This is a genomic window from Leclercia sp. M-A074-M (assembly GCF_965195605.1).
Taxonomy (GTDB): Bacteria; Pseudomonadota; Gammaproteobacteria; order Enterobacterales; family Enterobacteriaceae; genus Enterobacter.
In genome coordinates this window covers 331,415-344,079 of record NZ_CBDAHM010000002.1, presented here as the reverse complement: position 1 = coordinate 344,079, position 12,665 = coordinate 331,415, and the positions used below count along the sequence as shown (strand labels likewise).

The window sequence follows — 12,665 nt, the reverse complement described above, 5'->3', positions numbered from 1 at the left end:
AGGCCGTAATCATGAACGTAATTCAGACCGCAATCCCCGACGTCTTTATCTTTGAGCCAAAAGTGTTTGGCGATGACCGTGGCTTTTTCTTCGAAAGCTTTAACCACCAGCAGTTCGAAGCTGCCATTGGCCGCAGCGTCAACTTCGTGCAGGACAACCACTCTAAATCCTCAAAAGGCGTTCTGCGTGGCCTGCACTACCAGCTGGCGCCACATGCGCAGGGCAAACTGGTGCGTTGCGTGGCGGGTGAAGTCTTCGACGTGGCGGTGGATATCCGTAAAAGCTCCCCGACCTTCGGTCAGTGGGTGGGTGTGCATCTGTCTGGCGAGAACAAGCGCCAGCTGTGGATCCCGGAAGGTTTCGCCCACGGCTTTATGACCCTGAGCGACTCCGCAGAGTTCCTGTATAAAACCACCAACTACTACGCGCCGGAGAGCGACCGCGGCATCCGCTGGAACGATGAGACCATTGGTATTACCTGGCCAGAAATCGACAGCGAGATCCTCACCTCCGCCAAAGACAGCGTTGCCAAATCCTTCCCTGACGCAGAGTACTTCTGAGTCCCACGCCCTGCAGTGACGCGGGGCGTTTTCTGATGCACAGAGCGCACATGACATTCTATACAGGTTCAGCCGGGATCCTGGCGCGAAAAGCGCAGCTTGAGCCGATGCTGGGCCACCCGTTACACGCCTTTAAAACCAACACAGCACTGGCGCAAGACGATGTCCTGGTCGGCTGGGGCCAAAAAACCAATACCCGCCAAATCAGACAAAAAGCCCACGATCTAGGCCTGCCGTACTGGCAGCTTGAGGATGGCTTTATCGGGTATATTGGCCATCCCGCCAGGGGGGGCAAAGCCGTCTCCCTGATCGCCGATCCTGTGGGAATTTACTACGATGCCCGCCAGCCGAGCCGCCTTGAAGAGCTGATCGCGACTCCCTGCGATGACAGCATGCTGGCGCGTGCCGAAGCGCTCACAGCTGAACTGCTGCGTCTTGGCATCACCAAGTACAACTGCTATGCCGCAGGCAGCGGCCTGCCGGATACGCTGGCGGCCCGTCTGCATAACGACCCGCGCCCGAAAGTGCTGCTGATTGACCAGGTGGCGGGGGATCTCTCCATTCCTGGTGCGCTGGCAAGCGAAGACGATTTTGTCGCAATGGTGGCGGCGGCCCGACGTAATCACCCCGATGCCCGCCTGCTGCTGCGCACCCACCCGGATACCCGGCTGGGTAAAAAAAGCGGCGTGCTGGCGCGGCTGGCGCTGGACGATGTGGAGGTGGTGGCCGAACACTGCCATCCCCATGCCCTGCTGAACAGCGTAGAGGCGGTTTATACCGTCTCCTCCCAGATGGGCTTTGAAGCGCTGCTGCTCGGGAAAACGGTCTACTGCTTCGGCATGCCGTTTTATGCGGGCTGGGGGCTGACCCACGACAGCAAAACCTGCCCGCGTCGCCAGGGGCCGATCGCCCTGCCCCAGCTGGTGGCGGCGGCGCTGATCCTCTACCCGCGCTATCTGGACCCGATCCTGGGCCAGCGCTGCGAAGTGGAGCAGGTACTCGACATTATTGCCGGTCAGCAGAATCCCGCCCCGCGCTATCGCCGTCTCTATATGGTGGGCTTCTCGCTGTGGAAGCGCGCCTTTATGCGCGCCTTCTGCCAGCCGCTGGCCGAAGAGCTGCGCTTTGTGCGCAAACTGCCTGAAACGCTGGCCGCCGACGAACAGGTGCTGGTGTGGGGCAGCCGTCATCCTGAACTCAAAAGCGCCATCCGGGTGGAAGATGGTTTTATCCGCTCCCGGGGGCTGGGCTCGAATCTGTGCCGCCCTTCGTCGCTCTCCATCGACCCGGTGGGGATCTACTTCGACAGTCGCCGTCCAAGCGGGCTGGAGCAGTTGCTAAATCAGCATGAGCTTACCGACCAGGAGCTGGCTCGCGGTGAGACGCTGGTGGATCTGCTCCGCCAGCACGGGGTGAGCAAATATAACGTCGGCACCGTACAGCCCTTCACCCCACCCGGTGATGGCCGTTCTCTGGTGCTGGTGGTGGGCCAGGTGGATGGCGATGCCTCGATCCTCACCGGCAGCCCGGTCATCCGCAGCAACGAAGCGCTGCTGTGGGCGGTACGTGACGCCAGACCAGAGGCGCATATCCTGTTTAAACCGCACCCGGACGTGGTGGCGGGCAACCGGGCCGGGGCTATCTCTGCCGAATGTCTGGCAAGCTGCGTCGACAGCCAGGTGCTGGATCTGGGCCTCACCAGTCTCTATCCCCATGTGGATGAGCTGCACACCATGACCTCGCTGAGCGGCTTTGAAGCACTGGTGCAGGGGGTAAAGGTCACCACCTGGGGCCAGCCGTTCTACAGCGGCTGGGGGCTCACCGAAGACAGGCATCCCGCCCCGCGTCGTCAGCGCCCTCTTTCGCTGGCGGCGCTGGTCTATCTGACGCTGGTGGCCTACCCGCGCTATATCGACTGGCAGAGCGGGCTGTGGATGAGCCCGGAGCAGTTGATCCGCCAGCTGGCCGCGCAGGGTCACTCCTTATCGCAAAAAGCCAGCCGCTGGCAGCGCTGGCAGCTCAAACTGAGCTATCTCGTTCAGACACTTCGCTAGCAAACTATTTATCCTGATTTATTAAAGAAAAGCGGTCATCAAGCCGTTACTCACTCTTCATCAACGGACCGATCTGGGAAAAATAATGGAAGAGCAAGCTATCCGCCACCTGCTAAATGGCCGTCGATATCTTTTACTACAAGGACCGATGGGCCCCTGCTTTTCACGTCTGGCGACCTGGCTGCAGCACAGCCACCGCGAAGTAAAGCAGGTCTGCTTTAACGCCGGAGACGCCTGGTATGCGGCGAAAGAGACGTCGCTGCACTACACCGGCCCGGTGAAAAATTTTGCCTTCTGGCTGCGCGACCTGCATAAAACCTACCCCTTCGACACCATCGTCTGCTTCGGGGATTGCCGCCCGATGCATGTCGAAGCGAAGAAGTGGGCGCGCGGCAAAGCCATCGACTTTCTCGCCTTTGAGGAGGGGTATTTCCGGCCATTTTATATCACCCTGGAAAAAGGGGGCGTGAACGCCTTCTCCTCAATGCCCATCGATGCGAAATATTATCGCGAGCAGCCGCTGCCGGAGCTGAAAACCCCGACGCCGTGGAAGCCCAGCGCCTTTAACCGTGCCGCCCACGCCATGCTCTACTACGCGGCGGGCTGGTTTGGTCGCCATCGCTATCGCGGCTACCGCCACCACAAGTCGTTCTCCCCGTGGTATGAGATGCGCTGCTGGTTCCGTGCCGGCCGCCGTAAGCTGTGGTATCGCTGGAAGGAGCGCCACATGCTGCGGCATATCACCGAAACGCTGGACAACGCTTACTACCTGGCGATTTTGCAGGTCTACAACGACAGCCAGATCATTCATCACAGCCCGTATAAAGACGTGCGTGACTATATCGAAACCGTGATCCGCTCGTTCGCCCGCCATGCGCCAAAAGAACGCCATCTGGTGTTCAAGCACCACCCTATGGATCGCGGTCATCGCTATTATGGCGTGCTGATTAATACGCTGTGCGAGAAGTACGGCATTACGGCTGACCGGGTGATCTATATCCACGATCTCTCCCTGCCCGCCCTGCTGACCCACACCCGGGGTGTGATCACCGTTAACAGCACTGCAGGGCTGTCGGCGCTTATCCACAACAAGCCGCTCAAGGTGATGGGCAAAGCGCTGTACGACATCGAAGGCTTAACCTGGCAGGGGCCGTTGAACCAGTTCTGGCGAGCGGATTTCGCGCCTGACAAGCAGCTGTTCCAGCGTTTTCGTACCCACCTGCTCTACAACACGCAGATCAACGCCGTGTTTTACGGTAAGTCCGACTGGCTTAACGTTCCGACCGAACTCCCCCTGCCGGGTTCCATTACCGATTCCGAACTCGAACGCTAATTCACCCCTACGCCGGGGAGATTGCCCCGGCGGATCCGATCTGCCCCTCGCTTTTATCCCCTCGTTGTAAAAATAACTAATGTTTACCCCTAATCTGGCCGTTATAACCTAAGACAAATTTTCACGCCGCTTTTTGCACTGACATATTTTGTCAGCACGCACCGGCGTAATTCACAGCAATGTTTTAAATCACGGGAAAGCTATATGACAATTCCGACCAGGAGTCGCTCGGCTGAAAGGTTGGTAGATATTCTGCTGGAGCTTCATTTACACGGCGTGGTTAACCGCCAGGCATTGATGCATAAATTTAATATTACTGAGCGCACCGTCTATCGCGATCTGAATGCACTCTCGCCAATTGTGGAGTACACCGGAAACGGGCTGTACCGGCTTATTCATTCCCCGCAAGGACACACCGGACCGGGGCTGCATCACGTCATTGCTAACTTCCTGAATGTGGATGACTATTTTCCTGATAAAGGGCGTGAATTCTGGCAGAAACTGGAGTCACGGGTGGAGGAAAACCATATTATGATCCTCGGCAACGAGGCCGAGCGGAAAGAAAAATGGGATATTCACGCGCAGCTTGCGGCCTTTGAGAAGGCGATTAAGGGCCAGCAGATTTGCCAGATCCTCTATAAAGGAAAATCGCGCCAGGTTAACCCTTATAAAATAATTAACAAAAAAAATATATGGTATTTACAAGCCACCGAAGATGGCAGATTGAAATCGTTTTCTTTAAGCCTTATTCAGTGGCTGGATATTCGCAGCGAAACCTTCTCGCCAGATAATGACACCCTCGAATTGCTGGAAAAAAATCCCGACCCGTGGGTCAGCGAAGAGACATTCGAAGTGGATGTGCTTATTCCCGCCACTATTGCGCACTATTTTAAACGCCGCAATCTGCTGCCCGGCCAGGAAATTCTGGCGGAAGATAAAAACGGCATCACCCTGCGCTGCCATGCCGCACATGAAAATCAGATCCTGCCGCTGCTCTTCTACTGGCTGCCTAACATCGAGGTGCTGGAACCGGCATGGCTGAAGGCCACGTTCTTAAAAACTTTACATGATTACCTGGCAGCGACCCCTGAGTCTGTGGATTAAGACGGACGTTGCATTACAGACGACACACAACGGAGAAATACAGATGGCATTACCTTTTATCATTCTGGGCGTTGCGGCAGCGGCGACCGCCTTTGGCGGGAAAAAAGCGTACGACGGCTACCAAAAAAAATCCGAAGCTAACGATATTTTCGATGGCGCACAGGAACGGTTTGATAATCGTAAGGAGACTTTCGAGGCGGCTAATACTCTCTCTTCACAGAAGCTTGAACGCCTGGGCGAGAAAGAACTGCAAATTGGTACTGAATTTAAGGAATTCAATACCATCGCTAAAGCGTTGTTAGAGAAAATGGCCAGAGAGGGACAAACAGATCTGAATGTACAGGTTCCCCAGCATCGTCTGAATCAGATTGAAAAACTCTCTATTTCCGCGACGGAGTTTTTGGGTACTGTCATTGGGGCAGGTACTTCTGGTGCCGCAGCGGGGTTTGCCGTCTACAGCGGGGTGATGGCATTTGCGGCGGCCTCTACCGGAACGCCGATTGCCGCCCTCTCTGGCGCCGCTGCCTATAATGCCACGATGGCTGCGATCGGTGGCGGATCGCTGGCGGCTGGCGGCTGGGGAATGGCCGGCGGTGCAATGGTGCTGGGAGGCGCTGTAGTAGCCCCGCTGATAGCTATTATGGGCTGGGCCTACAACAATCATGCTGAGAAGGCGCTGGAAAATGCCCAGGAGATGGCGCGTAAGGTGCGCAAGGCCATCACGCAGATGGATCAGGCCGAAGCGCATCTGGCAAATGTGAACCACTACGTCGATAACATTTACCACGCGTTGGTACGCATGCACGACACCTTCGCTGACTATTTTGACATCCTGAAAGCAACCCATCAAAAAATCACGGCAGGTCAGAAAGAGATTAATGAACCGGAATCCGTCCTGCGGGCGATTCAAAACGGGTACATGCTCGCCGCCATCATGACCGATGTCATCACCACCCCACTGTTCAAACCGGTGACCAACGCCCAGAACGAGGCGGTTATCAATGACGAGGGCGTTATTGAGCTGGAAGTGGATGAAAACGGCATCAACGTGTTGAACAAACAGGCGCTGGATAAGGCCCTGGAAACCTCAGACCAGGAGTATGTTCGCTTTTTAGCGAAAGCCTAACTTACTGCCGGGCTCCGCCCGGCGAACTTATTCAGGGAACGTTATCATGAGCACAACAACCTTCGACTGGGGATCAGAGTTACACACCACGGTCGTGAAAAGCCTGACCACCTCTTTCGGACTCGATTTTTTACTCTTTGAAGACAAAACCGGTGGCGATGTAAATACTCTCCATAATGTCCGGCAAAACATTTATGGCACCGAAGCAGAGCGCCAGCGCTATGAACAACGCGAAGCCTATAACTCCACCCTCTATCATCATCATAAAAACTACATAGATACCAACCGCGAGGGCAAAAAACAGCGCCAGGCGGGAGATCTACAAGACAGCTATACCGGCGCAACCTTCGCCGCCGATGGAGTAACTAACCTTGACCACATCATTGCGGCCAATGAAATTCACCACGATGCCGGACGCATTTTATCGGAGATGGACGGCGCTGACCTTGCGAATGATGCCAGCAACCTGACCTTCACCAACGAATCGCTCAACAAAGCCAAAAAAGCCAAACCGATGAGCGAGTTCATTAAGGTGTTACAGGAGCAATATCAGGCGACGACAACCGAGATTGCCGAACTGAAAAGCAAACCGGCGCTTACGGAGCAGGAACAAAAGCGCCTGAAAAAGCTGGAAAATAAAGCCAGCGCCGATTTTGATAAGATGCGCGAGGCGGATGAGAAGGCCCGCGCTCGCTACAATGCCACGTTAAACCAGGCGTACTACACCAGCAGTAAATTTGCCCTGAATATTTCACAGGCATCCCTGGCTAACGGCTTCAAAATGGGCACTCGCCAGATGCTTGGCCTGGTGCTGGCAGAGGTGTGGTTCGAATTTCGCGACCGCATTCCGGCCATTTACCAACGCCATCGCGAGCGCTTCCAGGCCAGCGATTTTGCGGGCGATCTTGGCGAGGCACTTCGCGCCGTATGGGAGCGTATCCGTGTCAGGTTCAGCGAATTCCTTATCGCCTTTAAAGAGGGGGCTATCGGCGGCGTACTCTCTACCGTGACTACCACGCTGATGAATATCGTCTTCACTACGCAAAAAATGGCGGTGAGGTTGATCCGTGAGATGTGGAATAACCTGGTGCAGGCGTGGAAAGTGATGGTCTTTAACCCGCAAAACCTGGCGCCAGGTGAGCTGATGAAAGCCGTCAGTAAAATCATTTCCGCTGGCGTGGCAGTTGCTGCGGGCGTCGTTATCAATGAACATCTTTCAACTCTCTTCGCCTTCCCCTTCGGCCCGGAGCTGGCAGCATTTTGCGGCGCGCTGGCGACCGGCCTGCTCACGCTGGTGATGCACTATTTTCTGGAGCATAGCAGCATGATGAAAAGCGTCTGGGCGTTTCTGGACCGTTTCCAGGATAAGTTCCAGCGCGGGGTAGCCTATTACGAGAAAGTAAACGTCGAACTGGATCGCTACCTGAAAGAGCTGGCAGCCCTTGAGTTTTCGATGAATGCCGATGAGCTTGCGTCTTTCTCCCACCACCTGACGCTGGTCAACACCGAGCTGGAACGGGAGTTCTTGCTGCGTCAGGAGATCGAAAAACGCAACATCGAACTGCCCTTCGAGGCAGGGAACCTTGCCTCGGTCAACGACTGGCTAAAATCACTATGATTCTGGCCCCGGCGTTTCCCTGCAATCAGTGCGGCGCCTGCTGCCGCCACGTGAACCGGGCTGATGAGACCCGATTTCTCGACCGTGGCGACGGCGTTTGCCGCCACTACTGCATAGAGACAAAATTGTGCAGCATCTATGAAACCCGCCCCCTTATTTGCCAGGTGGAAAAACAGTTTGTGCTGAATTATCAGCAGCAATACAGCTGGAGCGAGTTCATTGCCCTGAACCAGATCGCCTGCAAGGTACTGGAAACCCTGGACTAACCCCTGGTTCGTGATCCCCTTCACACAATTCCCTCCTCTGACGGCGAGCCTGAACCACTCGCCCTCGCAGTTGACCGCTCATCCCGCCATACAACCACTCACCGATTTACCTTCCTTTACACGCGCAAGGCTCTGGCAAGATCGCCGTAGCATTAATCACTCTCTCTACAGCGAACCCTGACGCTTTTTTCATCTAAAAACCAGGTCTTATTATGGATATCAAAAAACTACTTAAGCACGTCCCCTGGCTGCTGCTTGGGATACTCGGGGCATGTTGCCTTGCCGTCGTCGCCCTGCGTCGCGGCGAGCACATCAGCGCCCTGTGGATCGTCGTGGCCTCCGTGTCGGTCTATCTGGTGGCGTACCGCTACTACAGCCTCTACATCGCGCAAAAGGTCATGAAGCTCGACCCGACGCGCGCCACCCCGGCGGTCATTAACAATGACGGCCTGAACTACGTGCCAACCAACCGCTACGTGCTGTTTGGTCACCACTTTGCGGCTATCGCAGGCGCGGGTCCGCTGGTTGGGCCAGTCCTGGCGGCGCAGATGGGCTATCTGCCGGGTACCCTGTGGCTGCTGGCGGGCGTGGTGCTGGCGGGTGCGGTGCAGGACTTTATGGTGCTGTTTATCTCTTCTCGCCGTAACGGCGCTTCTCTGGGTGAGATGATCAAAGAAGAGATGGGCCGCGTTCCAGGCACCATCGCCCTGTTCGGCTGCTTCCTGATCATGATCATCATCCTTGCGGTGCTGGCGCTGATCGTGGTGAAAGCGCTGGCGGAAAGTCCGTGGGGCGTCTTCACCGTCTGCTCTACCGTGCCGATTGCGCTGTTCATGGGGATCTATATGCGATTCCTGCGTCCGGGCCGCGTGGGTGAAGTGTCAGTGATCGGTATTGTGCTGCTGGTGGCCTCCATCTACTTCGGCGGCGTGATTGCCCACGACCCGTACTGGGGCCCGGCGCTGACCTTTAAAGACACCACCATCACCTTTGCGCTGATTGGTTACGCCTTTATCTCTGCCCTGCTGCCGGTATGGCTCATTCTGGCGCCGCGCGATTACCTGGCGACCTTCCTGAAAATCGGCGTGATCGTCGGTCTGGCGATCGGCATCGTGATCATCAACCCTGAGCTGAAAATGCCTGCGGTGACCCAGTACATCGACGGTACCGGTCCACTGTGGAAAGGCGCGCTGTTCCCGTTCCTGTTTATCACCATTGCCTGTGGTGCGGTCTCTGGCTTCCACGCCCTGATCGCCTCCGGCACCACGCCGAAACTGCTGGCGAACGAAACCGACGCGCGCTTTATCGGTTACGGCGCAATGCTGATGGAATCCTTCGTAGCGGTCATGGCCCTGGTGGCGGCCTCCATCATCGAGCCGGGTCTCTACTTCGCGATGAACACCCCACCTGCGGGCCTGGGCATTACCATGCCGAACCTGCATGAGATGGGCGGTGACAACGCGGCGCTGATCATGGCGCAGCTGAAAGACGTAAGCGCCCACGCGGCAGCGACCGTCAGCTCCTGGGGCTTTGTGATCTCCCCTGAGCAGATCATGCAGACGGCCAAAGACATCGGCGAACCGTCGGTGCTGAACCGTGCCGGTGGCGCACCAACCCTGGCGGTCGGTATCGCCCACGTGTTCCACAAAGTGCTGCCGTGGGCGGACATGGGATTCTGGTACCACTTCGGTATTCTGTTCGAAGCGCTGTTCATCCTTACCGCGCTGGATGCCGGTACCCGTGCAGGCCGCTTTATGCTCCAGGATCTGCTGGGTAACTTCGTGCCGTTCCTGAAGAAGACCGACTCGCTGGTGGCGGGCATCCTGGGTACCGCGGGCTGCGTAGGTCTGTGGGGCTATCTGCTGTATCAGGGCGTAGTCGACCCCCTGGGCGGCGTGAAGAGCCTGTGGCCGCTGTTCGGTATCTCTAACCAGATGCTGGCGGCTGTCGCCCTGGTGCTCGGCACCGTGGTGCTGGTGAAGATGAAGCGCACCAAATATATCTGGGTGACCGTAGTACCTGCTCTGTGGCTGCTGCTCTGCACCACCTGGGCGCTGGGTCTGAAACTGTTCAGCTCCAACCCGCAGCTGGAAGGCTTCTTCTTTATGGCTAACCAGTACAAAGAGAAGATTGCCGCAGGCGGCAGTGAGCTGACTGCCCAGCAGATTGCCAACATGAACCATATCGTGGTGAACAACTACACCAACGCGGGTCTGAGCATTCTGTTCCTGGTGGTGGTCTACAGCATCATCTTCTACGGCATCAAAACCTGGATGAAAGTGCGTAACGCCGAGGGTCGTACCGATAAAGAGACGCCGTACGTACCGGTGCCGGAAGGCGGCGTGAAGACCTCTTCACACCACTAAAACAATGGCGGGTGGCGCTGCGCTGACCCGCCCTACAACGGTACTGTAGGCCCGGATCGCTGCGCGCCACCGGGCTTTTTCTATCTGGATGGCACAATGTTTGGTAACTTAGGCGAAGCAAAAAAATACCTCGGTCAGGCAGCGAAAATGCTGATTGGCATTCCGGACTATGACAACTACGTTGAGCATATGAAGACCAACCATCCGGATAAGCCGTACATGACCTACAACGAATTCTTCCGCGAGCGTCAGGAAGCGCGCTACGGCGGAGGAGGAGAAGGCGGCGTACGCTGCTGCTGAAGGAGAGACCATGACACCGATTGCAGTTACCCTACTCACCGGCTTTCTCGGCGCGGGCAAAACCACCCTGTTGCGTCACATCCTTAACGAACAGCACGGCTTTAAAATCGCCGTCATCGAAAACGAGTTCGGTGAAGTCTCGGTGGACGACCAGCTGATTGGCGATCGCGCCACACAGATCAAAACCCTGACCAATGGCTGCATCTGCTGCACCCGCTCCAACGAACTCGAAGATGCCCTGCTCGACCTGCTCGACAGCCGCGATCGGGGTGAGATCGACTTCGACCGCCTGGTGATTGAGTGCACCGGCATGGCCGACCCCGGCCCGATTATTCAGACCTTTTTCTCCCATGAGATCCTCTGCCAGCGCTATTTGCTGGACGGCGTGATCGCCCTGGTCGATGCGGTCCACGCCGACGACCAGATGAACCAGTTCACCATCGCCCAGTCGCAGGTGGGCTACGCCGACCGCATCCTGCTGACCAAAACCGATGTGGCGGGCGAGAGTGAAAAACTGCGCGAGCGCCTGATGCGCATCAACTCCCGGGCCCCCATCTATACCGTCACCCATGGCGATATCGACCTGTCTCAGCTGTTCAACACCAACGGCTTTATGCTGGAAGAGAATGTCACCACTAAACCGCGCTTCCACTTTATGGCGGACAAGCAGAACGACGTGGCGTCGATTGTGGTGGAGCTGGATTACCCGGTGGATATCAGCGAAGTCTCCCGGGTAATGGAGAACCTGCTGCTGTCGTTTGCCGACAAACTGCTGCGCTACAAAGGGATGCTCTGGATCGACGGCGAACCGAACCGCCTGCTGTTCCAGGGCGTACAGCGTCTCTACAGCGCCGACTGGGATCGCCCCTGGGGCGACGAGCAGCCGCACAGCGTCATGGTGTTTATTGGCATTGAACTGCCAGAAGAAGAGATTCGCGCAGGGTTTGCGGGATTACGGAAGTAACAGTCCGGATGATGCTCATATCAGCATTATGGGCATCATCTTTTATCAGGTTCCGCTCATGTAAAATGTAAATCCACGTTTTTATCTGTTACTTCAGAAACATTTTCGGAAATTATAAGAAACTCAATTAATACTTAACTAATTACTTTTCCCGCCCCGTTCAGTTTCTGTTTAGGCGCTCATCTAAACCTCCGCTCAACGTGAAAAATTTAAGGATTGACCTGGCACCATTTACACCTTTCGCTCACATTATCTGAACAAAATCCACACAAAATCAGCATAAAACCGCGCTCATGAGCACATTTGCAGCCATAAACCTCGCCTGTTAGGGTGTGCGCAGACAAATTAGATGACGAGGCATAAAACATGAAAAAGCTTAATATCTTCATCCTTGCTGCACTGACCGCGATTTCTGGCTCCGCGATGGCCATGGGCGGCAGCATTGAGCAGAGCAAAAACTTCACCAATCTGAACCTTGAGATGGGTAAATCCTCCTCAGGTTTGTATGCCGAAGGTAACTGGCTGAAAAACACCGATGACGGCACCCAGACCGGCGGTGTTGGCGCGGGTTATAACCTGGAAGTGGGGCCGGTGATGCTCAATGCCGGTGCGAAAGCCATCTACCTCGGACCGAAGAAAGGCGATAACGGCGTGGCATTCCCTATCGGTGGTGGCGTCAACCTGGCCCTGACCGACAGCATCCACGTTTATGGTGAAGGCTATGTCGCGCCGGAAGGACTGAACAACAGCGTGAAAAACTACGTTGAAGCCAACGGCGGCGTGAGCTGGACGCCGGTTACCCCCGTAACCCTGAAGGTGGGTTACCGTCACGTCAGCGTTGACGGCAAAGATGGCCGTCCGGGCCACACCCTGATTGACGGCGCCTACGTTGGCGGCGGCGTCACCTTCTGATAAAACCAGGCCGAAGCATAAAAAAGGCGGCATCCGCTGCCGCCTTTGTTCCGGTAAAAACT

11 protein-coding genes are annotated in these 12,665 nt (G+C 56.1%); all 11 read left to right on the top strand.

The genetic code is table 11. The annotated features are described in order from the left end of the window. Positions 1-11: 11 nt before the first annotated feature. The 11 genes from rfbC to ACOKCT_RS05265 all read left to right on the top strand — a co-directional run bounded on the left by rfbC (position 12) and on the right by ACOKCT_RS05265 (position 12,603). The gene (gene rfbC / locus ACOKCT_RS05315) at positions 12-560 is read left to right on the top strand and encodes a dTDP-4-dehydrorhamnose 3,5-epimerase (RefSeq protein WP_032175613.1); all 549 of its coding nucleotides are present in this window, start codon (positions 12-14) and stop codon (positions 558-560) included. A gap of 50 nt (positions 561-610) precedes the next feature. After that, a complete protein-coding gene (locus tag ACOKCT_RS05310; protein WP_420193248.1) occupies positions 611-2,614 on the top strand; it encodes a capsular polysaccharide biosynthesis protein in 2,004 nt (667 codons plus the stop codon). 85 nt (positions 2,615-2,699) lie between these two features. Continuing rightward, entirely contained in the window at positions 2,700-3,947 is a 1,248-nt protein-coding gene (locus tag ACOKCT_RS05305; RefSeq protein WP_420193247.1) for a capsule biosynthesis protein, read from the top strand. A gap of 204 nt (positions 3,948-4,151) precedes the next feature. Further along, positions 4,152-5,051, top strand: coding sequence for a helix-turn-helix transcriptional regulator (locus tag ACOKCT_RS05300; protein ID WP_290503544.1), 900 nt, complete (start codon positions 4,152-4,154; stop codon positions 5,049-5,051). 43 nt (positions 5,052-5,094) lie between these two features. Beyond that, positions 5,095-6,177, top strand: a complete 1,083-nt coding sequence (locus ACOKCT_RS05295) for a chemotaxis protein (protein ID WP_103823129.1) — start codon at positions 5,095-5,097, stop codon at positions 6,175-6,177. A gap of 46 nt (positions 6,178-6,223) precedes the next feature. Continuing rightward, positions 6,224-7,795, top strand: coding sequence for a cobalamin adenosyltransferase (locus tag ACOKCT_RS05290; RefSeq protein WP_269776043.1), 1,572 nt, complete (start codon positions 6,224-6,226; stop codon positions 7,793-7,795). After that, positions 7,792-8,061, top strand: a complete 270-nt coding sequence (locus tag ACOKCT_RS05285; RefSeq protein ID WP_103823127.1) for a YkgJ family cysteine cluster protein — start codon at positions 7,792-7,794, stop codon at positions 8,059-8,061. Before ACOKCT_RS05290 ends, ACOKCT_RS05285 begins: the two co-directional genes overlap by 4 nt. A gap of 212 nt (positions 8,062-8,273) precedes the next feature. Then, complete coding sequence (locus ACOKCT_RS05280; protein WP_114315979.1) at positions 8,274-10,427, top strand: carbon starvation CstA family protein; 2,154 nt, start codon at positions 8,274-8,276, stop codon at positions 10,425-10,427. Between the two features lie 96 nt (positions 10,428-10,523). Continuing rightward, entirely contained in the window at positions 10,524-10,727 is a 204-nt protein-coding gene (locus tag ACOKCT_RS05275; RefSeq protein WP_032616354.1) for a YbdD/YjiX family protein, read from the top strand. A gap of 10 nt (positions 10,728-10,737) precedes the next feature. Then, positions 10,738-11,691 carry a GTPase gene (gene yjiA / locus ACOKCT_RS05270; protein ID WP_103178117.1) on the top strand — a complete coding sequence of 318 codons (954 nt, stop codon included), beginning with the start codon at positions 10,738-10,740 and terminating at the stop codon, positions 11,689-11,691. 366 nt (positions 11,692-12,057) lie between these two features. Further along, positions 12,058-12,603 (top strand): YfaZ family outer membrane protein, encoded by a 546-nt coding sequence (locus ACOKCT_RS05265; RefSeq protein ID WP_103823123.1) that lies wholly within the window; start codon positions 12,058-12,060, stop codon positions 12,601-12,603. Positions 12,604-12,665 lie beyond the last annotated feature (62 nt).

What these genes read in the sequence shown, in the direction of transcription:
- yjiA (WP_103178117.1), top strand. Translation starts at nt 10,738, where the DNA reads ATGACACCGATTGCAGTTACCCTACTCACCGGCTTTCTCGGCGCGGGC.
- ACOKCT_RS05310 (WP_420193248.1), top strand. Translation starts at nt 611, where the DNA reads ATGACATTCTATACAGGTTCAGCCGGGATCCTGGCGCGAAAAGCGCAG.
- ACOKCT_RS05300 (WP_290503544.1), top strand. Translation starts at nt 4,152, where the DNA reads ATGACAATTCCGACCAGGAGTCGCTCGGCTGAAAGGTTGGTAGATATT.
- ACOKCT_RS05285 (WP_103823127.1), top strand. Translation starts at nt 7,792, where the DNA reads ATGATTCTGGCCCCGGCGTTTCCCTGCAATCAGTGCGGCGCCTGCTGC.
- ACOKCT_RS05290 (WP_269776043.1), top strand. Translation starts at nt 6,224, where the DNA reads ATGAGCACAACAACCTTCGACTGGGGATCAGAGTTACACACCACGGTC.
- ACOKCT_RS05280 (WP_114315979.1), top strand. Translation starts at nt 8,274, where the DNA reads ATGGATATCAAAAAACTACTTAAGCACGTCCCCTGGCTGCTGCTTGGG.
- ACOKCT_RS05275 (WP_032616354.1), top strand. Translation starts at nt 10,524, where the DNA reads ATGTTTGGTAACTTAGGCGAAGCAAAAAAATACCTCGGTCAGGCAGCG.
- ACOKCT_RS05295 (WP_103823129.1), top strand. Translation starts at nt 5,095, where the DNA reads ATGGCATTACCTTTTATCATTCTGGGCGTTGCGGCAGCGGCGACCGCC.
- ACOKCT_RS05265 (WP_103823123.1), top strand. Translation starts at nt 12,058, where the DNA reads ATGAAAAAGCTTAATATCTTCATCCTTGCTGCACTGACCGCGATTTCT.
- ACOKCT_RS05305 (WP_420193247.1), top strand. Translation starts at nt 2,700, where the DNA reads ATGGAAGAGCAAGCTATCCGCCACCTGCTAAATGGCCGTCGATATCTT.
- rfbC (WP_032175613.1), top strand. Translation starts at nt 12, where the DNA reads ATGAACGTAATTCAGACCGCAATCCCCGACGTCTTTATCTTTGAGCCA.